Genomic DNA, 22404 nt, shown 5'->3' on the forward strand with positions numbered 1-22404 from the left:
TGGAGCGTGTTGGCGACGCTCAGGAGTTCTCCGGTGGGTCGGATGACGACATCCAGGCGAGCCTGACAAACGTCGATGCCGACGAACAGTTCTTCGGACATACGAACCTCCTGGGGACGGTCCAGTACAGCCCGGCCTTGCATACGAGGTGGACTCCGTCAACCGTTCGGGCTTGGACTGGGGGGCCAGCACGGTGACCCAGCTACAGGACGGTCTCGAAGATCGACGGTGTTTACGGCCTCCCGTGCTGCGTCCCGGTTCAGTTATAGCCCCGGCCTTATACAACGGTGTTTCTGCCATGAAACCACCGAGGAGCCGACCTCCTCACGATACGTTGCAGACCGTCTTGCGGTTTGCCTTTCCCCTGGATGCTCGCCGCCTGGCTGTTCTGGTTGCGCTGGTGTTGGCGATATATACGTGACCCTCGGTCAGTGACCAGAGGGCGGTCCCGTCGAGATGCTGAACCGCGAGCACCGCCCGCCACTTGCGTTCCTCCGGGTTCAGGTCAGCCCATGCACGGGCACTATCGAGCGCTCTACCCCGATAGGTGTCGAGAGTGAGCGTCATTTTAAAACTGGCCGTTTGAAGTAATAGTTCTGAATACTGTTCGCTGTTCCTTCTCCAACCACAGAAATAAGCTCCCACCCACTTTGCCCCAGGTAGTTGAAAATAGAGTTCATCTGTAGATCAGCTCGTTCGTTAGGAGAAAGTGGTTTGCCACGTAATACAAAGAGAAAGTCATCCATAGTCTGCGCAGTTTTATTATTCTTACTGTCGCTCCAATGGAAAATTCGAGCCGTAGAAAGCCGTAGAATCAGTAACAATAGTAGCTGTCCTATACTCCCACTTCTGAATATGCCCAACTTGACCGGTAGCAGTAGAGGCAAGAGCTAGGGTCAGGGCAGCAATCGTGACTAGTTTCACACCCCTATGCTAACATCAGTTAATGGGTCGTCAGCTTCGGTCTGTCACACCCGCTTCTCGTTTTCATCAATCCTCTGGCCACATCTACCCTGACAGACTCTCGTTGACGACCCATTAATGGGCTGTCAGGGCTCCTTCCCCTTCGGCCGTAGTTGCCGCCAATGGGAAGTGACAGACCCTTGTTGACAGCCCACTAGAGGCTCGCGTCAGTCTTGCTTGTCCTGCAGGGTCACTTGCAGCTTCATGTCACCCACCAGAATGCCATTGGCGAAATACGTGTGGGTGTACGTATTAGCCTTCGCGTTCCCCGAACTGGTACCGAGCAGCAAGTTGTACACCTTCCCGGTGTACTGCACCTTCGCAATACGCGTAACACGCGAAGGACCTGTGTCAGAGATCAGCACGTCGCCGACATGCAATGCGGAGAGCGTCACCACGCCGCGATTACGTGTGACAATGGGATGATCGTCCGTGCCAATCAGGCGATGCTGCTTGTCGTCCCGGACCTCATAGGCCTGCTGATCATTGCGGGAAGCGTACGTACGTACCACGTTCGCAGACACGAATGCCGGTGAAGTGCGAGCGCGTGTGCTGGCCAAGTGGTACTGTTCGTTGGCTTGTGCAGTTACACGAGCACCGATGCGGATGGATTGGATGCTGGCGCTGGTACCGTTTGCGAGGACGATCTGTGTACCTTCCGCAACGCACGCGTAGTACACGCCATTGTCTGGCGGATCAATGTAATGTCTTGCGCCGAGGGCCGGACCAGCCGTCAAGACCAGCAGGCTCAAAGTAACGGTCTTCTTCCCGAGGAGCGTCTGCTTGAATGCCTTCATAACCGCCTCCTTCTATGAATTCTGAGTGTGTGCGTGAACATCTCCTCCCGTGAGAGTGGTCGTCGAAGACTGGAGTGTTCTTGGTTGCTCATCAACTCGTCTCCAGTAGGCTTCTGCCTCAAGTTACAAACTGACCGCACGCAGTGAGGAGCGTCCCCAGCAGACCAGTCGTCAGGACGGCCGGAGCCTTGATGTTCCAGCAGGGGCTGACATGAGATTCCGACAGACTGACTCCTTGGCAAACGAGAAGGCGGGTAGACGCGGTGCCGGGACGTGCGGTGAACGGAGCTACATCACCTCTCCTTCCTGGTCGGTGGACGGCCTGGAACACGGGCGCTGCGCTAGGGACGCGCTGGCGGATCTGCTCGGGTTCTGCCCAGGAGCCCAGGGGCGCGCGGCATTGAGGATCGGCGCAGTGTAGGGCGAGGACGCCGCGGATCGCCACCGGGGAAGGACTTGTGCCTTGCTGCCGCTTCCCCGACCGATGTGCGCAGTGTGCACGGCGGGGCGTCTAGCAAGCGTCTAGCCGTGTAGGCACGAAAAAAGCTGCCGCGAGGCAGCTGTGACTTTCGGCGGCGCTCCTACTTCAGGACGAGCTGAGGACGTCTGAACTCACCGATCCCAGGACTTCCCGGCTGAAGGGAAGGTCGAGGTAGGCGGCGCGCAAGCCCTCGTCGGGGATGGCCTCCACTTTCCGCCGCAGGGCTGCACGGGCTTGCCCGGCGTACTGCGCCGCCTCGTCGGCGTGTCCGTGTGCCAGGGCCACCCGGGCGAGCGTCAGGAAGTAGCGGTCGTGGTCCTCGGGGCGCATCCGAGCGGGGTCGAGCGTGCCCAGCTCCCCCGCAACCTCGGTGGCGGCAGGCAGATCGCCGCTGCTGAGCAGGACGGAGGCAAGGTGACACAGGGCGAGCGTCAGCCCCGAGAGCAGTCTGTCCGCCCGGAACAGGGCCGCAGCCTCTTGCAGGGTGCGTTCCGCCGCCTCGTACTTTCCCAGGCCATGTTCCGCTACGCCTCGCCAGGCCAGGGCCCAGGGGCGGGCCCGGGCGTCCGACTCCTGTTCGGTCAGCGCCAGTCCCTGCTCGGCGAGGGTGCACGCCAGCGAGTACTCCCCCAGCGCGCAATGGGCCTGGGCCGCCGTAACCAGATAGACGGTGCGGTAGGTGTGGTCGCCCGTTTCCTGGGCCAGAGCATTCGCCCGGGCCAGCTTCTCCAGCCCGGCGCGGTAGTCCCCCAGGAACAGGTCGAGGCATCCCAGGTTGAAGAGGACAGCGGTCTCGCCCTGCTTGCGGCCTATCTGACGGTAGAGTTCGCCTGCCCGGACGTAATGAGCTTGCCCCTCGGCGTACCTCAGCAGGAGGATCGAGCTGCTGCCCAGATGCGTCTCAGCCGTCGCTTCAATGTTGCGGTCAAAGAGCGCCAGTGCGACCTCTCGGTGCCGCCGGGCGTACTCATACTGCGCCTCGTCGTCCTCGCGCGCTTCGGCCAGCATCAGGGCAATATCGTATGCGGTGGCCAGCTCCTGGGGGTTGCGGCTCGCCTCCGCCAGTTCCAGGGCCGAGTCGAGCCGGGCTTGGGCCGCGTCCAAGTGTCCGCGCTTAATCTCTACCAGGGCTTCGAGTTGCAAGCATGACAGCGCATCGTTCCGCCTCCCGAGTGCCTCAAAGGACGGCCGCGCTGCCCGCAGCGCCTGCATGGCGGCGTGCTGCTCTCCCCGAACGTAATGCCAGCGGCCCTTGAGCAGGGCGGCGCGCGCCGCCCACAACGGGGCGCCCTGCGCCAGCTCTTGAAGCTCCCGGATCAGTTCGGCCGCCCGCCCCGGTTCTCCCACCCGGCGGTGGTAGGGAATGCGGCGGAACAGTGCCTCCCGCCGCGCCTCCAGGCTCCCCCACTCCTGGGCGCACTGGGCGAGTGCGGCCAGATCGGCTTCCCACTCGCGCAACTCGCCGCTCCGCCTCGTCACCTCCTCGCGCAGCGCCAGCAGCTCGAAGCGACCCGGGACGTCGTGGGTGAAGGTCAGGGCCCGGTCGAGGAAGTGCAGCGCCTCGTCCGGCGCCCCCACCGCGACGGCCTCCCTCGCCGCCGCCAGGTAGTGCCCCGCCGCCCGCTCCCCCTCCCCGCCCAGGTCGAGATGCCGGGCCACGGCGGCGGCGCTCCCTGCCGGAAGCCGCTCCTCCAGCGTGAGCCCCGCCCGGCGGTGCAGCCTGCGCCGGACATTCGCGTCAATGCCCGCATACACGCTCTCCTGCACCAGCCCATGCACGAAGGCGAGGTGTCCCCCGAAGGCTTCGCGCAGGAAGCGCGCCGAGAGCAGGTCGTCCACGGCGGCGTAGAGTTCCCCCTCCGGCCAGCCGCTCACGTCGCCGAGGACGTCGACCACGAAGGTGGGGCCCAGCACGGCGGCCACATCCACCAGGGCGCGCGGCACTGGACCCAGGCGCTCCAGCCGAGCCCGCACCGTCTCGCCGAGGCCCCGCGGGAGACCCACCTCGCCTCCCCGGCGGGCCTCGAACGTCAGCTCGGTGAGGTACAGCGGTAATCCCTCGCTGCGGGCGGCGACGAGGCGGGCGAGGTCCCTGGGCAGGTCGCGCCCCACCGCGGCCAGGGCTGACTCCGGGTTCAGGCGCGCCAGGGCGAGGGACTGCGCGGCCTGTTCCTCCCGCAGACGCTGGCGCAGCGCCCGCAGCGGGTGGCCGGGGGCGAGGTCATCGCGGTGGGTGGCGAGCAGCAGGGTGCGGGCCGGGGCGGCGCGGGCCAGGAACTCCACCAACCCCAGTGACGCCTCGCTCGCCCAATGCAGGTCCTCGAGCACGAGGAGCACCGGGCGGGCCTGGCCCAGTGCGGCGAGCGCACCGGCGACGGCAGCGGCCAGCCGCTCGCGCTCCCGCTCGGGGGGCAGGGTGGGCAGCTCGGGCAGCCCCGGGTGACGCACGCGAATGGCCGGGATAAGGGTGGCGAGGGCGGGGAGCCAGTCCTCCGCGCCGGGCAGGTCCAGCAGCAGCGGCGCGGCCGTTCCCAGGGCATCCGCAAGCGCCTGGTGGGGCCGGGTTTCGGGCGAGGTCGTTCGGCCTACAAGGACCAGGGTCCCCTCCGCCTCGGCCTGCAAGGCGAGTTCGCGCGCCAGCCGGGTTTTGCCCACCCCGGCCTCGCCGCCCAGCAGCAGGGTCTGTCCGGGGCCGCTCCTCACCCGGCGCCAGGCATCCTTGAGCGCCCCGAGTTCCGCCTCGCGGCCCACCAGCGGCAGTTGCCAGGGGTCCCCGCGCTCGGGGGGAGTGGAGGGCACGAACAGGTCGAGGAGTTCGCCGCGCCGCAGGCGATCGTGCAGCGCCGCTGTCTCCGGCATTGGCGGGATACCCAGTTCCGCGTTGAGGACGGCGCGAAACTGCTCCAGCACACTGAGGGCGACCGCACGGTTGCCCCTCCCGGCGTGCAGGGTGGCGAGTTGCCGCACCATGTCCTCCCGCAGAGGATCGGCCGCGAGCAGCCGTTCCGCGTAGAAGATCGCCCGCGGGTAATCGAGTGCGGCCCGGTAGCGAGTGACGAGAGCGCTCAAGTTAACGAGATGACCGGCGCGCAGCCGTTCGCGCTCGTAAAACACCCACTCTTCATCCAGACCTTCGAGCAGGTCCCCCCGGTACAGGGCGGCGGCCTCCTCCAAGCGGTTCGGGTCGCGGCTGAGCGCTTCGAAGGCGTGGACGTCCAGCCAGCTCTCGCCCGCGTGCCAGCGGACGAAGGTGGGGTCAGCGCTGAACCACTCGCCCGGCGGCAGCGCCCCGCGCAGATAGTGCAGGTGACGGCGCAGGTTGGCGCGACCCTCACTCGTGGTCGCGTCCGGCCAGAGGGTCACCGCCAGCGCCTCCCGGCTGACAGGAGCGTCCCCCGACAGGGCGAGGGCTGCCAGGAGCGGCAAGGTCCGGGGTGGGGCGCGAAATGCGAGCGCCCGGCCGTCGTGGGTCAGGCGAAAGGAACCCAGCAGGTGGATCTGGAGCATGCTCGCCTCCGTGGGGCGCGGGGGGCAACGGATGAACCGAAGGGGAGCGCAAGACGTCTCCAGGGTACTCCTGGACGGTTGTCGCACCTCAACCTGGGCGCGGTCAATTTCTCCAGCAGGCGGCTGGACCGCCTCCCGCCAACCCCAAGACGCCGTGAACTAGTTGCCTCGCCGAATGAGGGGCGCACTCCCTGAGTAAAGGGTGACAGTGAGGGTGTGATGCTGCCCCAGTGTCAACCGAGCTAACAGCGGGTGAGGTCGCGGCCTGTCTGGGTGTCAAAGCGGGAATGCTGCGCCGGTATACCCTCGCGCTGGAGGCCTAGGAGAGTCATGAACCTATCCGTCTGTATTGAGATGATCTTCCAGGAAGAACACGACTTTACCCGGCGCATCTACAAGAGCGCTGCCGTGGGCCTGCCGAACGTCGAGATGTGGAGATGGCGCGACAAGAATCTGGACGCCATCGAGCGCGCTCTTGGCGAGACCGGGGGGCATCTCATGTGCTTCGTAAGTGAGCCGGGCGGGCGACTGGTGGACCCCGCCACGCACGCAGCCTTCCTGCAAGGTCTGCGCGACAGCATTCCGGTCGCCCGTCGCTTCGGGACACGTAGCCTGATCGTGCTCTCGGGGGACACCTTGGACGGCGTGCCGCGCGAGGAACAACACGCGGCGGTGCGGGACGCGCTCATCGCCGCCGCACCTATCGTGGAGGATGCGGGCATCACCCTCAACCTCGAACCGCTCAACACTCGCGTGGACCATATCGGGTATTTCCTGGACAGCACTGCCGAGGGACTCCAGATCGTCGAAGAGGTCGCTTCTCCAGGAGTCAAACTGCTGTACGACCTGTACCACTCCGTGGTGATGAACGAGGACCCCCGTGAGGTCCTGCAGGGTCGGATTGACCTTGTGGGGCACGTCCACCTCGCCGATCACCCGGGGAGGCATGAACCGGGCAGCGGAGATGCCCTATTAGAAACGTACCTGGCGTGGCTGCAGCAGCAGGGCTACGAGGGCTTCATCGGTCTGGAATATCTTCCGACCGGTGACAGCACTGCGGCACTGGAATCTACAAAGGTACTGGCAAGCCGCGCGTCTGCTGTCCTTCCTCAACATTGAGCCCCTATAGCCGTGGGACGACCCGCGCTTTCCTACTGCCCGTGGTATGCATTTCCCGTTTGCCAGTAATCGTTTTTCCTGCGCTGGGCGCAATCTTTTTACTGGCAGCCCACTTTTGCCAGAAATCGCGTTTGCCAGTAAAACCCGCCCTGTTAGGGGCGGGAGCTGTGAGGGCGCTGGACTTCAGGCGGCGGTGCTATGTGTGTGCTGCAAGAAGTGCCACACCAGCCGGGCTTCCTGTTGCGTGAGGGTGGCAAGGCTGAACACGGGTCGATCCAGCGCGACCCCCGCGAAGCCGTAGTGCTCCCCACTGGGGATACCGGCGTGGCTCATCAGGCGGTGAAGCTCGCACGCGCGGCGCTTCCCGATGGTGGGCACGATGCGCTGTTCGCTGAGCAGGGTGACGCGGCCCTCAGCCTTCGCCCAGTTGAGGAGGCTGACGGCTTCCACTTCGCTAACCTCGCAGCCGTTCACCTGGGCGACGATAGGGAGGAGCTGGCCGCGAGGGCTGCGCCCACCGGAGAGGGTGACAGTACGGGTTCCCAGGTAGACGCGGGCGCTGCTACCCTCGCCGTAGCTGCCGTACAGGGCAACTTCCCAGGTGCGGGTGATGGTGACGGGGCTGGTATCCTTCATGGTGCTTCCTTTCGACTGCTCGGGGGGAGTCAGATGGGGCGGCGCTCTTAGCGGGGATGCCGCCCTCTCTGCTGCTTGAAATATATCACTATCTGATTTATTATGTCAATGGGTGATATACGTATGATCGGAATGAACGAACAGGTACGGCAGGCTGTCAGGGAGCGCATGAAGGCCCAGGGCATCACGCAGGTTGAATTGGGCGACCGCATTGGTATGGCACAGCCGAACGTGCAGCGCCTCCTGGCTGGACGAGTGGGCGCCGTGCCGGAGAGCTGGCAGAAGGTACTCGACGAACTGGGGCTGGAGCTTGTGGCCGTGCCCAAGAAGGACGGCTGAGCATGGCGAAGCGGGCGAACGGAGAAGGCACCCTGAGCCGCCGCAAGGATAAGAACGGCAAGACAGTGGGTTGGCGCGCGGCGGTCACGGTCGGCACGAAGGCAGACGGTAAGCCCGACCGTGTATGGGTCAGTGGCAAGACTCAGGAGGAAGTGCGCGAGGGGATGCAGCGCGTTGTGAGCGAGCACAACAGCGGGATGCTTGCCAGAACGCAGGGCATCACGGCCGCCGCTTACTTGGATCAGTGGATAGACCATGTGCGCGGGCGGCTCAGGCCCAAGAGCGAGGCCGATTACCGGCGCGTGGTGGAGAAGCGCCTCAAGCCGAATCTGGGGAAGCTGGCCCTCGATAAGCTCAGGCCGCTGGACGTGGAGCGCCTGGTGCGGACAGTGCGCGACGAAGTAAGCGCGAGTGAGGCCAAGCGCACGCTGACCATTCTCAGCATGGCCCTTGGGCAGGCGGTGAAGTGGCAGATGTTGCCCCGCAACGTTGCCAAGGCCGTAGACGCCCCGAAGGTCGAGAAGAAGGAAATGATGGTATGGGAGCCGCGCGAGGTGGTGCGCTTCCTCGCCCATGCCCAGACTCACCGGCTGTACGCCTTCTTTCACCTCGCCCTGGAAACGGGAATGCGCTGTGGGGAGTTACAGGCGTTGCGCTGGGCGGACGTAACGGAGAGCAAGGCCCACGATCCCAGCGCAGGCGAGACGGTGCGGCGGGGGGTGGTGAACGTGCGGCAGACCGTGACGGAGCTGGGCGGCGTCATGACGTTCGGCCCGCCCAAGAGCCGCGCCTCAAAGCGCCGCATTCACATCACGGCGGGCACGCTCGACTTACTCGACGCCCACAAGCGGCGGCAGGCGGCGGAACGTGCCGCGCTGGGGGAGGGGTGGCAGGATACTGACCTCGTGTTCACGACGGAATTGGGAGCTGCGGTGGACAACGGGAGGCTGCACCGCGTCTTCAAGCCCCTTGCGGAGGGAGCGGAGGTGCAGCGCATCCGCATTCATGACCTCCGGCATACCGCGATCACGGCCATGATTCGGCGGGGCTACGGTCCTAAGCTAGTTGCTGACATTGCAGGCCATGCCGACCCCGCCTTTACTCTGCGCGAGTACGCCCACGTCTGGGAAGAAGAGCGCAGGGAATTCGCACCCAGCGCGGCTGAATTGTATGGCAGCTTGCCCCGGATAGTCGGCGTAAACTGAGTAGTTGTGACACGGTTGTGACAAAAGCGGAATCGCCTTATGGGGCGCAAGACAACAGGAATGAAAAAACCCCGCTCCAGTGCGGGGTTTCCTCCTGGTGCCGAGAGCGGGACTTGAACCCGCAAGGGCTAGGCCCGGCCGATTTTAAGTCGGATGCGTCTACCGATTCCGCCATCCCGGCCCGGGCGGAGTATAGCAGGCGGCTGGAACGGCGTTTCCCAGAAGGGGCGAGGTCAGTAAGGACTCTGCTTACGCCGACAGGCGCACGGCAGACCTCACGGTCCCCGGCGAATCGTCCGTTCCCTTGAGTTCCCGAACCTCGGCAAGAAGACCTTGAATGGTGGCCGCGTGGGTCTCCGTGGAGTGCCGCCCCTCCACGAAGCTATTCAGCGTGTCCGCAAAAGCCTTGAGGATCTCTTGCAGACGTTCTTCCTTGGACATGATGAAGGCTACTTCATCTTCCCTTACAAAAAGCGTACAGGGAGAGCAGATGAAAAAACCCCGCCTGTGGGGGCGGGGCAGGTGGTGGAGGTGGGCGGAGTCGAACCGCCGTCCAAGAGTCCGTTCAGCGTGCGTCTACGTGTGTATCCCGCTCTTTGATTGTCGGGTCTCGGGCCACCAGCGGGCGGGCTTCCCTTGACCTTAGTTCCATTTATTTTCGCCCGTGGCTACGGAACCTCACCGGGGCTAGCCTTCTTTTGGTTCAGTTCGCGCCGCGCCAAAGGCCGGGCTAGACGGTCACTGTCTCACTTAAGCAGCGAGAGAAAGGTTCTGGTTGCCAGTTAATGGCTTTGCCGTTTGTTTACGAGGCCAACGGCACCTCGACACGCAACAGCGCCTTCAGTTCCCCTGTCGAAACCGGGTCACCCCCAGCGGTAGAACACCGGATTTCTCCGGCGACCAAAAAGATAGCAGAAGGCGGCGGCGGGGATATTGAGCTGACGCACGATGTTGGCTCATCTCTCGGAGAGGCTCAGGAGTAGCCGACCGCAACTGATGTGGCAGATTGAACATCAGGAGAAAAATGCTGCCATCAGATCTGGAATTTGTCGGTGTGCTGCCCGAAGTCGAGGGTCGAGTTTTGAAGGGCTTCCGCATTGAGGGCATGATCCAGGACGGAGTTCAGGAAGGTCGCTGCCACATCGCGTACTGGCAAATGGAGGGCCAGTGGTGGCGGACGTTTGCGGAAGGGTATGCGCTTCACATCCGTGGTTGGGACGAGGAGCCCGCCTCGTGGGATGGTGGGCCTGAATGCCTCTACCCAGTGACAGAAGTCGCGCAGGCATGCTATGGAGTGCCCCTGCATCGGCTCGAGATATTTGTACTCAACGACTGTCCGGCGTTGCGACTGGTGCTGGAGGACGGCAGGGCTATCGAATGCTTTAGCGACGAGCAGGGCTTCTCTTGGAACTATGCAGTCCTGCGTTATCCAACTGGTTCGGCTAGTCCACTCTGAGCACGACCCTCTGGCAGCCCTGCGTCTACCCCTCTCGCCGGAACCGCCCGTTCAGCGTCCGCCACTGCTTGCGGCCGTAGGCGTAGACGGGATGCGTCCACTTTCCGGCGACGACGCCCTCCCGCAGCGCCGCCAGGAGGTCCGCGGGCGAGGAGATCACGCGGAAGGGCGTCTCCACCCACGCTTCGCCGACGTCGCGCAGGGTGTGGGCGTCGCTTCCGGCGCACACGGGGAGGTTCCGTTCCCGCGCCCAGGCCGCCGCCACCAGGTTCCAGTGGTGGCGGGACACGCGCGAGTTGAAGGTTTCGACGATGTCCACACTGTCCGCGATGCGGCGGGTGGCCTCGGGTTTCAGGCGGTAGCGCTTGAGGGGGTCGAAGCCGTGCTGGAGCATCACCAGGCCGCCCTGCGCCTTGATCTCGGCCACGGTCTCCTCGGGGGCGAGGCCGGGCGGGATGCGTTCCCGCAGGAAGAGGCCGATCAGCTCGCCCTCCGAGGTCGTGACCTCCTCGCCGGGGATGATGCTGAGGCGGTCGTCCAGCCCCAGGTCGATGACGATGCGCGCGAGTTCGGGGCCGCCGCGCTGCTGGTCGTGGTCGGTCACGGCGATCACGCGGGTGTTCGTGCGGAGCATCCAGGCGGGGATGTCGCGCAGCCGGGTGCGGCAGTCGTGGCTGACCTCGGTGTGGGTGTGAAGGTCTATCCGCATGACCTGCACGCCCTCGCGGAACACCAGGTTGTTGGGCAGGGGACGCATCCTCAACCCTCCTGACCTTTCGGCACGAGGACCGAGAGGGCCCCGGCCCAGACCTCTATCCGCACCGTTCCTGAACCTCCCGGCCGCGCGGGCCGCACCTCGCCGTCCACGTGGAAGGCCTGCCCGACGTAGGGAATCTCGATGCGGCGGGCGGGGTCGTTCTGAACGCTGGCGAGTTCCTCGAAGTTGTCGCGGGCGAGGGCGGCGACGTAGGCGAGCAGGCCCTCGCGGCCCCCGGCGTCCACCCGGATTACGTTCAATGCCCCGTCACCCGGGTCGGCGCTGGGGGCGAGCTTCAAGCGGGGTCCGGTCGCCCGCGTGTTCATCACCTCCGCGAGCATGCAGGCCATCTCCGGCTGGGGCTGTCCGTCCAGCTTAAGGGCCAGTCCCAGCGGGGTGAAGTTGCCCAGCGCCGTCGTCAGGGCCGCCAGCGCCCGCAGCGGGCTCTTGCCTCCCTCCGGATCGTACTCGGCCAGCACCTCGGCGAAGGCGCCGCAGCCGCACGCCTCCAGGAAGAGGTCCTCACCCCAGGGCGCCGTGACGCGGCCCAGGTCGAGGGGAATGGCCTTGCCCCCCACATAGTTCGCCAGCACGTCGAGCGGTTCGCCCTCGATGCCCAGCGTCCGCCCGATGTTGTTCGCCGTGCCCAGGGGAATGATGCCCAGCCGTACGCCCGCCCGGCCCGCGAGGTGCAGGGCCGCCGCCCGCACGGTGCCGTCGCCGCCCGCCACGAAGATGGTGCCGCGCACGTTCTGGAGGGCTGCCTGGAGGTCCGCCTCGTCGTCGGTCGCGCGGTAGACCGGGCGGTAGCCCTGCCGGTACAGCGCCTCCACCAGCAGGTCTGGGCTGGCCCTGGTGCTGCCGCCCGCCTTGCTGTTGTAGATCACGGTGGCGTCGGTCACGTCCGTGCCATTGACCGGGGGGGCAGGCGGGGAGTCGAGGGTCATATCAAGACTGTAGTCCTTCGTGCATTAAGCGCGACAGTAGGACAGTGGGGGATTCAGCGGTACTCGACGAGCAGGGGGCGGTGGTCGCTCCCGGAGTCCGGGAGCACCTGGGTGCGGGTGGGGGTTAGGCCACGGGCCAGGAGATGGTCGATTCGCAGGAACAGGCCGGGGAAGGTCCAGCCGGGGCCACGCCCGGCGAGGTTGTGGGCGTCCTGGCCGACGCAGCCCTGGATCTGGCGGTAGAGCCTGCCCCGCGGCGGGGTGTTGAGGTCGCCGCCGATCAGCACCGGGTCCGGCAAACGGGACACCAACTGACACAGCCACACCACCTGCCCCACCCGCAGCCAGTCGCTGTACCGCACGTCATCCCAGTTCCTTTCCAGCACGCTGGAGACGAACACGGGATCGAGGTGGACGTTCACCATCCGCAGCGTCTGCCCGCGCCACCGCACCCCGGTTTCCAGCACCGTTCGGCCGCTGCCGGGCAGGGGAAGCTCCCGATTCTCCAGCACCGGCAGACGGCTGAAGGTCAGCACCTTCTGTCCCGGCAAGGGGGTGTAGCCGGGAAGCCCGTTGCTGAGCGCCTCCCCGAAGCCCCGCGGCACGAAGTTCGCCTCCTGAAGCAGGATGATGTCCGGGTTGGCTGCCCGCAGGGCGCCCGCCACCTGATCCGCTGTTCCCAGCATTCCGTGGGCCACGTTCCAGGTCACGACCCGTAGTGAACCGCTCTCCTGCGGCCGGGCGTGCAGCAGCCCTGCCCCGCCCACCGCGAGCAGAGTTCCTACCAGCGCCACCCCCCGCCCCCGGCGCCGACACAGCGTCCAGGCCAGCACCAGCGGCGCGGGCAGCAGCCACACCAGCGGGGGCGCGTAGGCCAGGAGCAGCGTGGGCACTGTCCGCTCGCCGACGAGCTCGCCCAGCGCCCAGACGAGCGCGACCGCGAACAGGTACGACCAGGCGAGCCGGGAGCGCCACATCACCGCCAGTGTGTCATGCCCGGGCTCCCGGCTCAGAAGGCGTACCGCACCCGGCATTCGGGCAATTCCCGCGCCAGCAACTCGGTGAAGCGGGCCACCGCCTTGCCCTTGAAGCCGTGGCGGTAGCGGATGTTCTCGCCGCCGTACTCCGAGCGCTTGTTCTCCTGCCAGGCGGGGCGCCACAGCAGGTTCTCGGCTTTGGGATGCCAGCCCAGGTTGACCTCGTGCAGCGCGGCGTTGTGGGTCAGGAAGATCACTTCCGCCGCAAGCTGCGCCTTCGCCTGCTCGGAAAGCGAGTCCCGCACCTCCCGCAGCAATTCCGTGTAGTCCGCCGTCCAGCCCTCGTAGACCACCACGGGCGAGAAGTTGAGGTGGACCTCGTACCCCGCCTCCACGAACTCGTCGATCGCGGCGATACGTTCGCGGATGAGCGAGGTCCGCACGTCGAGCACCCGGGCGATGGGGCGCGGCATCAGCGAGAAGCGGATGCGGGTCTTGCCCTGCGGGTCGTACTCCAGCAGGTCGCGGTTCACGTACTTCGTGGCAAAGGACGCCTTGGCGTTGGGCAGCGTGCGGTACAGCGCCACGAGGTCGCGCACATTGTCCGACAGCAGCGCGTCCACGCTCAGGTCACTGTTCTCGCCGATGTCGTAGACCCAGAGGTGGGGGTCCACCTGGTTGGGCCCCGGCTTCGGTCCCAGCTTCTCCGCGTGACGGCGGAGGGCTTTGACGGCGTCCTCGATGTTCACAAAGGTCGTGATGGGGTTGGCGAAACCCTTGCGCCGGGGCACGTAGCAGTAAGCGCAGGCGAGGGCGCACCCATTGGCGAGGCCCGGCGCTATCCAGTCCGCACTCCGTCCGTTCTCGCGCAGGGTGAAGGTCTTGCGGACGCCCAGCACAAGCACCTGCCGCTTGATCCTCACCCAGTCCTTCACCAGCCCTGCGTTGCCGTGCAGTCCGGGAATGTTCCAGTGGGACGGCACCTCGGTCCGCTCGGCGTCGGGGAACCGCGCCAGAATCTCCCGGCCCCGGGCGTACTCCTGCGCCCCGGGCTCCAGATAGATGTGGCGGATGTCGAGCGGCGAGTGGGTCATGGCTGCAGTCAAGCGCGGAAGGCGGAGGAGGTCTGTAGGCTTTGCCCACCACGAAAAAGGAGTCCCCAGCACCAGGATGGGGACCCCTCGCTTTCTGACTGCTGAACGCTGACGGCTGACCGCCCTACCGGTATTCCGCCGCCCGCTCGCGCGCCTCTTCCCGCGAGGCGAATTCCTGGCGCTGCACCTGACCCACCGCATCGGCCAGCGCCTCCTTGAGTTCCGTCAGGCCGAGGCTCTTCAGGGCGCTTACGGGGATGCCGCCCGTGCGCTCCGCCTCGCGCTCCAGAACGTCGGGGTCGGCGGCCTCGGCCTTGTTCAGCGCGATTACGGTGGGCATCTCGCGGAAGCCCAGGTCCTCCAGAATGCGGTTCACCGCGTCTAGGCGGGTATCGGCCCCGGGTCCCGCCACATCCACCACGTGCAGGAGCACGTCCGCGTCGCCGATCTCCTCCAGCGTGGCGCGGAAGGCGCGGGTGAGATCTTTCGGCAGGTCGCGGATAAAACCCACCGTGTCGGTGAAGATGACCGGCCCGATGCCCTCGATGAAGCCCTGGCGGCTCGTCGGGCGCAGGGTGGCGAAGAGCTTGTTCTCGGCCAGCACCCGGCGCGGCTCCTCGGCGGCGTGGGTGAAGGCGTTGAGCAGGGTGGACTTGCCCGCGTTCGTGTACCCGACGATGGAGATCACGGGCACGTCGTTGCGGGCGCGGCCCTTGCGGCGCTCCTCGCGGCGGACGGCGACGCTCTCCAGTTGTTTCTCCAGGAACGAGAGGCGGTCGTTGATGCGGCGGCGGTCCAGCTCCAGCTTCGTCTCACCGGGGCCGCGCGTGCCGATGGCGCCACCCGCCGCGCTGCCCGCCGAGCCGCCGATGCGCGAGAGCTGCGCGCCCGCACCCAGCAGCCGCGGCTTCATGTACCGGAGCTGCGCGAGTTCGACCTGGAGGCGCGACTCGACGCCCTGCGCGTGCAGCGCGAAGATGTCGAGGATGAGCTGGGTGCGGTCCAGCACCTTGAGCCCCGTCGCCGCCTCAATCTCGCGCGCCTGGGCCGGGCCGAGTTCCTGCCCGAAGATCAGCAGGTCGGCGTCAAGGTGGTAGGCCTTGCTCGTGAGTTCTTCAAGCTTGCCCGCGCCCACCAGGGTCCCGGCCTTGAGGTGGCGGCGGTAGACGAGTTCCTTGTGAACGACCTCGGCGCCCGCCGTCCGTGCGAGTTCCGAGAGTTCCTCCAGTCGCTCCTCGGCGTCGAACTCGCCCTGGTCGATCTGCACCAAGATGGCGCGCTCACGGTCCTTCTTCGCCTCGCGGGTGCGGGCGGCGCGGGCGATTTCCTCCTCCAGCGCCGAAACCTGCGCACCCAGGTCGAAATCGTCGATCTGGAAGGACTGCACCGGGTCGAGGACGCGCCAGTCCTCCTCCTCGCCGACCGTGCCGGGAGGCGTGAGGTGCGCGGTGTGGACGAGGCCGGGCTGGCCCTCGTTCCGAACCTCAATGGCGCTGACCGCGTCCAGCCGCTTGAGGAACAGCGTGGAGAGGTCGCCCTTGCTCAATACCCCGCCGCGCGGGTGGGTATGGAGCAGGTGAAAGCCCGCCAGCCGGTGCTCGCCGAGACGAAGATCGGGCAGTTCGGCGCCCTTGGCATCCGCGACGGAGACCGAGATGACGCGTCCCCGGCGGTCGATCAGAACGCTGACCTCGCGCCGGATGTCGTCCGACAGCTCGGCGAGATTGCGCGCGAGTTCGGGCGACCCAATCCGCCCCGGCTCAATGCGGCGGCGGTACAGGTTCCCGAGGGCTTTCAGTTGAGCCGGGCGCAGGCCCGACGTGTTGCCATGCACTTTATCGATAGAGGGTCACTTCCTTCGAGGGGTTGTGAGAGGGGAGAAACATAGTCCAGGCCACCCGGAGAGGCTCCGCGCGGCAGTGGGGGAACGCCTTTGCATTGCCCCCAGCCTAAGTCGGAGCCGCGCAGAAGAGGTGTGCCTTTACTTAAGAAACTTGATCACAGTACGCTCGGTTTACCACAAAGGCGGCGCTGGGGCATCGGCCGGGTGGCGTAGCGGGGTAGGCAGGAGTGCTGTTGGAAGGGGTGGGGGTGGCGGCGAGCTGCGTTCGGCAGGGGCCTCCCTGGTTCTCCGTACACTGCTCCCATATGGGCTCCCGATGGCTGGCTCCAGCCTAAGAGGACTCTGACCCTCTGAGCGTATGATTCTCTCGGCCCTGCTCTTGCTTCTCGCGGCCGTGTGGCTCGCCCGGAGGGGGTTGCAAGCCGCGCCAGGCTCTCCTCGGCGCGTCCGCGCTGCAAGGTGGGCGGCGGGTCTGAGCATCGCGGGAGCAGCGCTCTTATTGCCTTCGTACGTGCTTGCCTTCGCGGTCGGCCTGGGAAACCTGCCTGACGGAGCGCTGGACTGGCCCAGCTTGCTCATCCCTGTGCCTCATAGCCTTCGGAGTGGTGGCCCTGGTCCTGGCCCGATCCGGATGGCAGCGCGGCCTGATCGTCGTCCTGGCCCCGCTGGCCGCGCTGCTCGTGGTGGCGGTGTGGGGGAGGCAATTGGGCCTGCAGGTGACTCCAAAAGGACTCCACCCCCGCCCATTTGGGTCAGGGGTGAAGCAGCTGGCGAAGAGGGTGGGATTCGAACCCACGGTAGCCTTGCGACTACTTCGGTTTTCGAGACCGACCCATTCAACCACTCTGGCACCTCTCCGCGTGTGGTTGCTTCCGGCGTGGCCGGTGGGCGCCCAGAAATATAGCACAGGGGCAGAGGCTTGGGGAGGGGGGAAGGCGCTAGAGTTGGGCGCGTGACCGTCCCGCCCGCCGCCCCTGATCCCGGCCTTTCACCGCAGGGCCCCGCTTCGCCTGCCCCGGCATCGGCCCCGCGCCGTTCCCTCCGGGCGAACACCCTGATCGTGATGGCGGGGACGCTAGGATCGCGGCTTTCGGGGATCGTGCGGGCGCAGGTCATGGCCCTGTTCGGAAACACATTGCTTGACGCCTTCCTGATCGCCGTGAGGGTCCCGAACCTGCTCCGGGAACTGCTGGCGGAGGGTGCCCTCGTCAACTCCTTCATCCCCGTGTACAAGACGCTGGATGACGTGGGGCGCAGGCAACTTGCCTCGGCCTTCAGCGGGGTGCTGATCGCCGTCAACCTGCTGCTGATGGCCCTGGGCATCCTGGCCGCGCCGTGGATCGTGGACCTGCTGCTGGCGGGCTCGCCGAACGTGGACCGGGCGCTGGCGGTCTATATGACGCAGCTCGTGATGCCGTTCCTGATGCTTATCAGCCTCGCGTCGGTGGCGATGGGCCTGCTGAACGCCGACGAACACTTCCGCGAGAGCAGCTTCGCCCCGGTCGCGTTCAACCTGGCGGGTATCGTGGTGCTGCTGCTGCTCCCGGACACGGCAACCTGGCTGGCCTTCGGGTGGCTGCTCGGCGGCGTGGCGCAGCTCGTCGTGCAACTCCCGGCGCTGCGGCGCTTCGGGCTCCTGCCCACCCCCGCCCTGCGCGGGCACCCTGCGCTCGGCCGGGTGCTGCGGCAGATGGCCCCCTTCACCCTGACGGCGGGTGCGCGGCAGTTCCTGAACCTGTACGTCACGCGCCTGCTCAGCAACGCCCAGCAGTTCCAGGCGGGCACCCAGTCCGGGTACTTCTATGCCGAGACGCTGTTCACCACCGTCAACGGCCTCTTCGTTGTCTCGCCCGCCCTCGCCCTCTTCCCGCGCTTCTCACAGTATGCCGCCGAGAAGAACTGGGCTGAGTTCCGGTCCCTCACCGTGCAGGCGATCCGTACCACTACCTTCCTGGCCGCACCCATGAGTGCCCTGCTCGTCGCGCTCGCGCCCTATGCGGTCAGCCTCTTCAACCTGCGCCCGGGCTTCGACGTGCCCCGCTTCCAGGCGGGGACGGGCATCCTGACCGGCTGGGCGCTCGCCCTCGTGCCCTGGGCGGTCGTGACCATCCTGCTGCGGACCTTCTACGCCCGCGAGCGGACGCGCGTGGCCGTCCTCGTCAGCGCGACGGGTTTCGTGGTGGAGGTGCTGCTTTACCACCTGCTGGTGCCCGGGTTCGGCCTGATCGGTTTCGGGCTGAGCACCACCGTGAGCGGTGTGCTGATGGCCTCTGCGCTGGGCTGGATGTATCAGCTCAAGCTCGGTTTTCCCACATTCGCCGTCCTCGCGCACCTGGGTCGGATCGTGCCGCTGGCCGTACTGGCCGGAGTGGTCGCCTGGCTCGTCTCGCGGGTGCTGCCCGCCCCCGGCTTCATCGTTCCCGGGGTGTTTGGGCTGTCGGTGGCGGGGGGTATTGGATTGGGCGTGTATCTCGTGGGTGCCCTCGTCCTGCGGCTGCCCGAGGTGGCGGGGGTGCTACGGCGGCTGAGGCGGTGAGAGCTGTCGACCTGACGGCCGGGCGGATTGTATGAGCGTGGGCGGAATCAGGCGGTCATCCGACAACGGTTACTGTCGATCCAACTGCAGCATGTCGGCGGGGCTTATCGGGCTGAGAATGTCATCCTATTGCCGAATCAGCGACAGGTGAGCGGCCCTTGTCCTTGCTGGAACGTGAAAAAGCCCTTCTCTTCGGAAGGCTTTGGGTGCTGCTGACTCCTCACTGGAGATTGACAAAGTTGTACAGCACGTAGATTGTTGACACCAGCCCCCGATGGACATCGTGTTCATCGGGGGATTTTTATTCATGTCACCACCCCTCTGCCGCGGATATTTGTCACCGCCCCAGGCTGATGCCCGCGCTCCGAGCAGAGTGGATGGTGCTGGTCACCTGCGCGGCCGCCGCCTTGCCCGGTCCGTCGGCTGGAGGATCGCCGCCTTTCCGACTTCCCGGGCGACCCGCCCCGCAGCCTCGCGGGCGGACGCGGGCCGCCGCAAGTTGTCCTGAAGCTGCTCCTCCTGAGTCTGGTTCCCCTCAGCCTCCTCACGGGTCGCCCCGGGGCGGCTCGGCTGGGCCACCAGGGCGTACAGCAGTTCGCGGACCACGATTCCGAGGTCCTTCAGAACCCGCCGCATAGCGCGAGTGTGGGGTGCCCGGCAAGGAGCCGGATGAGCGGGTGTCGGGGCTCGCGCTCACAGACACACTTCAGCGGCAGTCATTGAAGATGCCCGGCCTCCGCAAGGGACCCGCGGCCGCTCTGCGCGGGGCAGGCGGGCGCCCGGCGAGGCGGTGGCGGTGAGGCACGAACTGAAGGAACCGTGAGTTCTCGAACAACGCTTGCTGTGCCGGAACGCGCCCTCTGGCGTGACATTCTGCAGCTGCGAATAGGCGGACTCTCCGCTTTTCAGGGAGATCATCCCGCCACCGGAGGCAAGAAGATGACAGCGATTCAACGAACGGTCCAGGGTCTGAAGACGACCGCCCAGCGCCGTGATGGCCGCGCCGTGCGCGAGCTGGCCAGGGCGGCTGCCGCGCTCGCCGAGCAGCAAAAGGAGATCGGGAAGCAGCGCGCGGCGCTGCTCGAGCTTCAGCGTGAGCTCGCTGAGCTGAAAACGGCGCGCTCGGGGCGCGGCTTTCCCTGGGGCCTGCTGCTGCTCGCTGGCGGCGCGTACACCCTGTACCGCACGAACCCCGCGGTACGCAACCAGGTTCAGGAGCTCGCCCAGAAGGTGGGGTCGTCCGATATCACCTCGCAGGTGAAGTCGGCGGTGCAGACCACGCTGGGCGGCGCCGGGAACGCGGACCAGGCCGCGCCCCAGCGCGTGGTTGACGGCGTTCCCGAGCGCCCCCTGGCGGTGATTGAGCAGGTGGCGCACGACCTGACCGCTGACGACGTCGCCCATGCGCGCGAGGCGGGCCAGCGTGACGGCAGCGCTGAGCTGAGCTGAGTCCCACCCACCCCTGCCTCCCGGGCAACCGGGGGCAGGGGCAGCGTTTGCCGCGCGGCGCTGGCCAGAAAGCACAGGCACCTCCCGAAGAAGGCGCCCGTGAAGGGGGAGGGGCTCAGCTGGGCTGGCTGGGCCCTGCTCGCGCCGGGCCTCCTCGAGCGTCTGCCCGCCCTGAGCGCAGCCAGCCCGCGAAGTCCGTCTCGTGGTCGGGGTCCTCGCGCTTCCAGCGCGCCTGGTGCGCGTTGACCGCGGCGTCGTGCCGCTCAGCCTGGTGCAGCTTCTGGGCCGTGTGTTCTTTACGCCGCTGGTTTGCGGGCGCCGTCTTGCGGACCTGACGGCCCTGCTCTTCCTGGTGCACGTTGCGGGGATCGCGGCGCTGGCGTGGGGCCCTCGGAGCTGGGCGCCCTGGTGTTCGTCCTGCTTTACGGTGCCAGCAATGGGGCGATGACCATGGCGCGGGCGCTGCTGGTGGGCGAGGTATTCGGCGCGGAGCGCTACGGACAGGTGAACGGCTGGATTGCCATGTTGGTCGCGCTGGGGCTGGCGCTGATCGGCGCTGCAGGGTTGGTCCGGAGTGTTCCTGGAGCCCGGGTCGCCGATGGCCCCTGAGCCCGTGCGCGTCCCCAGGGGGTGGCGGCGGGAGCTTCAGAGAGAGGCGGGAAGGCCCTCCCGGAACTTTGGAGAACGCTGCCGAGAGCAGGGCAGTGTGCAAGAACGAAAGGCTCGCCCCGAAGCGGTCTTTTTCGGGCCCAACGTGGATATACATTGGCGTCCCCGAAACGGCCACACCCGGGGAGAAGATTGGCAATATACAGCGCACATTGCCAGACTTTCTTGAAGTGCTGTAAGACGATGATTTTCAGAGGCTATGAATCAAGATAGTTTGCCAGTTTCTGAAGCTGTTGCCTGAGCGCCAGACATTTCTCTCGTCTGGCATGCAAAAAGGAAAAGGAGCGCGGAAGGGCGCTCCTTTTCCTGCTGGCAATGAATGCTGGTTTTTGGCAAACTATCTCGGATTCCTACAAAACTTACTTGCTGAGCTGCCCGATGATGCTGAACATAGGCAGGAACATCCCCGCGACAATCGTGCCCACGATGCTGCCCAGGAACACGATCATCAGCGGCTCGATGGCGGCGGTCAGGCTGCTCACGGCCTCGTCCACCTCGCGGTCGTAGAAGTCGCCGACCTTGGCGAGCATGTTGTCGAGTGCGCCCGTCTCCTCGCCGATGGCGACCATGCTGACCACCATCGGGGGGAACACCCGGCTGGTGGCGAGGCTGGCGCTCATCTGGTCGCCCACCATCACCACGTTCTTGGCGTTCTCGATGGTGTCCTCCACAATCGCGTTGTTCGCGGTGCCCTTGGTGATCTCCAGGCTCTCGATGATGTTCACGCCGCTGCTGATCAGCAGGCCGAAGGTGCGGGCGAAGGAGCTGATCGCGCTTTTCTGTAGGAGGTTGCCGAACACGGGCAGGCGCAGCTTCACGTCGTCGATCACGTGGCGGCCCTGGGGCGTCTTGTAGTACCAGCGGTAGGCCACCACGATCAGGGCGACGAAGCCGATGATCAGCAGGCCCGAGTGCTTCAGGAAGTCCGAGACGGCCATCAACACGCGGGTGATCAGCGGGAGCGGCGCGTTGAGCTGCGCCAGAATGCCAGCGAACTGCGGCACGATGGTCGTCAGCAGGAAGTACGTAATGCCGATGGCGAACACGAGCACCACGACCGGATACGTCAGGGCGCTCTTGATCTTGCCGCGCAGGGTGAGTTCCTTTTCCTGGAAGGCGGCGATGCGCTCCAGAATGGCGTCCAGCGTCCCGCTCGTCTCGCCCGCGCGCACGAGGTTGATATACAGCCGGTTGAAGACCTTGGGGTGCTTGACGAGGGCCTCGCTCAGCGGCGTGCCGCTCTCCACGTCGGTGCGGACGGCTCGGATGATGGTCTGGAAGGCCTTGTTCTCGATCTGCTTTTGCAGGATCGCCAGCGCCTGCACGAGCGGCACACCCGCGTTGATCAGCGTGGCGAGCTGCTTGCTGAACACCGCGACCTGCTTCAGGTTGGGGGGCCGGTCGGTCAGGCCGGGGATCTTCACGTCGGCGTTCATGCCCGTCTTAGGAGGCTTGATCTCGACGATCAGCAGGTTCTTGGCGCGCAGGGCGTCGCGGACCTGACCGATGGTGTCGGCCTCCATCTGGGACTTCAGGACCTTTCCAGAGCGGTCCCGGACGCGATATTCGTAGACCGGCATAGGGCGAGTTATAGTCCGGTTCGTCTTGCGTTCTCCTTACATGGGCGGC

19 protein-coding genes, 2 tRNA genes, 1 other RNA gene and 1 pseudogene are annotated in these 22404 nt (G+C 66.1%); 8 read left to right on the forward strand and 15 right to left on the reverse strand.

Annotated features, from left to right (window positions below; genetic code table 11):
* Window positions 1-298: 298 nt before the first annotated feature.
* Window positions 299-412: pseudogene (locus tag F784_RS26380) on the forward strand (IS4 family transposase); the annotation flags it as partial.
* 718 nt (window positions 413-1130) lie between these two features.
* On the opposite strand, the gene F784_RS0118440 reads toward F784_RS26380, so the two are convergent.
* Window positions 1131-1760: a Hint domain-containing protein gene (locus F784_RS0118440; RefSeq protein WP_019588205.1), complete on the reverse strand. Its 630-nt coding sequence runs from the start codon at window positions 1758-1760 to the stop codon at window positions 1131-1133.
* 586 nt (window positions 1761-2346) lie between these two features.
* Window positions 2347-5748 (reverse strand): ATP-binding protein, encoded by a 3402-nt coding sequence (locus F784_RS0118445; RefSeq protein ID WP_019588206.1) that lies wholly within the window; start codon window positions 5746-5748, stop codon window positions 2347-2349.
* Between the two features lie 330 nt (window positions 5749-6078).
* Between F784_RS0118445 and F784_RS0118450 the strand changes: the two genes are divergently transcribed.
* On the forward strand, window positions 6079-6867 hold the full coding sequence (locus F784_RS0118450) for a TIM barrel protein (RefSeq protein ID WP_026332581.1): 789 nt from the start codon (window positions 6079-6081) through the stop codon (window positions 6865-6867).
* Between the two features lie 183 nt (window positions 6868-7050).
* Here the strand turns inward: F784_RS0118450 and F784_RS0118455 are convergent, their stop codons facing one another.
* Window positions 7051-7503: a hypothetical protein gene (locus F784_RS0118455; RefSeq protein ID WP_019588208.1), complete on the reverse strand. Its 453-nt coding sequence runs from the start codon at window positions 7501-7503 to the stop codon at window positions 7051-7053.
* Window positions 7504-7635: 132 nt separating this feature from the next.
* On the opposite strand from F784_RS0118455, the gene F784_RS0118460 reads away from it, so the two are divergent.
* On the forward strand, window positions 7636-7842 hold the full coding sequence (locus F784_RS0118460; protein WP_169405709.1) for a helix-turn-helix domain-containing protein: 207 nt from the start codon (window positions 7636-7638) through the stop codon (window positions 7840-7842).
* Between the two features lie 2 nt (window positions 7843-7844).
* Window positions 7845-9047, forward strand: coding sequence for a tyrosine-type recombinase/integrase (locus F784_RS0118465; RefSeq protein WP_019588210.1), 1203 nt, complete (start codon window positions 7845-7847; stop codon window positions 9045-9047).
* Between the two features lie 95 nt (window positions 9048-9142).
* Here the strand turns inward: F784_RS0118465 and F784_RS0118470 are convergent.
* The 3 genes from F784_RS0118470 to ssrA all read right to left on the reverse strand — a co-directional run bounded on the left by F784_RS0118470 (window position 9143) and on the right by ssrA (window position 9918).
* A tRNA-Leu gene (locus F784_RS0118470) sits at window positions 9143-9228 on the reverse strand.
* A gap of 68 nt (window positions 9229-9296) precedes the next feature.
* On the reverse strand, window positions 9297-9488 hold the full coding sequence (locus F784_RS0118475; RefSeq protein ID WP_019588211.1) for a hypothetical protein: 192 nt from the start codon (window positions 9486-9488) through the stop codon (window positions 9297-9299).
* Between the two features lie 82 nt (window positions 9489-9570).
* Window positions 9571-9918, reverse strand: a transfer-messenger RNA (tmRNA) gene (gene ssrA / locus F784_RS25565).
* 135 nt (window positions 9919-10053) lie between these two features.
* On the opposite strand from ssrA, the gene F784_RS26385 reads away from it, so the two are divergent.
* Window positions 10054-10503, forward strand: coding sequence for a hypothetical protein (locus tag F784_RS26385; RefSeq protein ID WP_157465360.1), 450 nt, complete (start codon window positions 10054-10056; stop codon window positions 10501-10503).
* A 25-nt stretch (window positions 10504-10528) separates the two neighbouring features.
* On the opposite strand, the gene F784_RS0118485 is transcribed toward F784_RS26385, so the two are convergent.
* From F784_RS0118485 to F784_RS0118510, 6 genes are all read right to left on the reverse strand, one after another.
* The gene (locus tag F784_RS0118485; RefSeq protein ID WP_019588213.1) at window positions 10529-11260 is read right to left on the reverse strand and encodes a PHP domain-containing protein; all 732 of its coding nucleotides are present in this window, start codon (window positions 11258-11260) and stop codon (window positions 10529-10531) included.
* Between the two features lie 2 nt (window positions 11261-11262).
* Window positions 11263-12207 carry a diacylglycerol/lipid kinase family protein gene (locus tag F784_RS0118490; protein ID WP_019588214.1) on the reverse strand — a complete coding sequence of 315 codons (945 nt, stop codon included), beginning with the start codon at window positions 12205-12207 and terminating at the stop codon, window positions 11263-11265.
* 53 nt (window positions 12208-12260) lie between these two features.
* Window positions 12261-13184, reverse strand: coding sequence for an endonuclease/exonuclease/phosphatase family protein (locus F784_RS0118495; RefSeq protein WP_026332582.1), 924 nt, complete (start codon window positions 13182-13184; stop codon window positions 12261-12263).
* Window positions 13185-13216: 32 nt separating this feature from the next.
* Entirely contained in the window at window positions 13217-14278 is a 1062-nt protein-coding gene (locus F784_RS0118500; protein ID WP_019588216.1) for a spore photoproduct lyase family protein, read from the reverse strand.
* Between the two features lie 124 nt (window positions 14279-14402).
* Window positions 14403-16112, reverse strand: a complete 1710-nt coding sequence (gene hflX / locus F784_RS0118505) for a GTPase HflX (protein ID WP_019588217.1) — start codon at window positions 16110-16112, stop codon at window positions 14403-14405.
* A 777-nt stretch (window positions 16113-16889) separates the two neighbouring features.
* Window positions 16890-16979 (reverse strand) — tRNA-Ser (locus F784_RS0118510).
* 94 nt (window positions 16980-17073) lie between these two features.
* On the opposite strand from F784_RS0118510, the gene murJ reads away from it, so the two are divergent.
* On the forward strand, window positions 17074-18657 hold the full coding sequence (murJ, locus tag F784_RS0118515; RefSeq protein ID WP_083939274.1) for a murein biosynthesis integral membrane protein MurJ: 1584 nt from the start codon (window positions 17074-17076) through the stop codon (window positions 18655-18657).
* A gap of 387 nt (window positions 18658-19044) precedes the next feature.
* Here the strand turns inward: murJ and F784_RS0118520 are convergent, their stop codons facing one another.
* Window positions 19045-19293, reverse strand: coding sequence for a hypothetical protein (locus F784_RS0118520; protein WP_019588219.1), 249 nt, complete (start codon window positions 19291-19293; stop codon window positions 19045-19047).
* Window positions 19294-19596: 303 nt separating this feature from the next.
* Here F784_RS0118520 and F784_RS0118525 point away from each other — a divergent pair, with 303 nt between their 5' ends.
* A complete protein-coding gene (locus F784_RS0118525) occupies window positions 19597-20106 on the forward strand; it encodes a hypothetical protein (RefSeq protein ID WP_019588220.1) in 510 nt (169 codons plus the stop codon).
* 115 nt (window positions 20107-20221) lie between these two features.
* Here the strand turns inward: F784_RS0118525 and F784_RS26390 are convergent, their stop codons facing one another.
* Window positions 20222-20464 carry a hypothetical protein gene (locus F784_RS26390; protein ID WP_157465362.1) on the reverse strand — a complete coding sequence of 81 codons (243 nt, stop codon included), beginning with the start codon at window positions 20462-20464 and terminating at the stop codon, window positions 20222-20224.
* Window positions 20465-20487: 23 nt separating this feature from the next.
* Between F784_RS26390 and F784_RS0118530 the strand changes: the two genes are divergently transcribed.
* A complete protein-coding gene (locus F784_RS0118530) occupies window positions 20488-20715 on the forward strand; it encodes a hypothetical protein (protein WP_019588221.1) in 228 nt (75 codons plus the stop codon).
* 419 nt (window positions 20716-21134) lie between these two features.
* Here the strand turns inward: F784_RS0118530 and pilC are convergent, their stop codons facing one another.
* On the reverse strand, window positions 21135-22355 hold the full coding sequence (gene pilC / locus F784_RS0118535; RefSeq protein WP_019588222.1) for a type IV pilus assembly protein PilC: 1221 nt from the start codon (window positions 22353-22355) through the stop codon (window positions 21135-21137).
* Between the last annotated feature and the right edge of the window lie 49 nt (window positions 22356-22404).

The sequence above is a fragment of the Deinococcus apachensis DSM 19763 genome, from assembly GCF_000381345.1.
Lineage (GTDB): Bacteria > Deinococcota > Deinococci > Deinococcales > Deinococcaceae > Deinococcus > Deinococcus apachensis.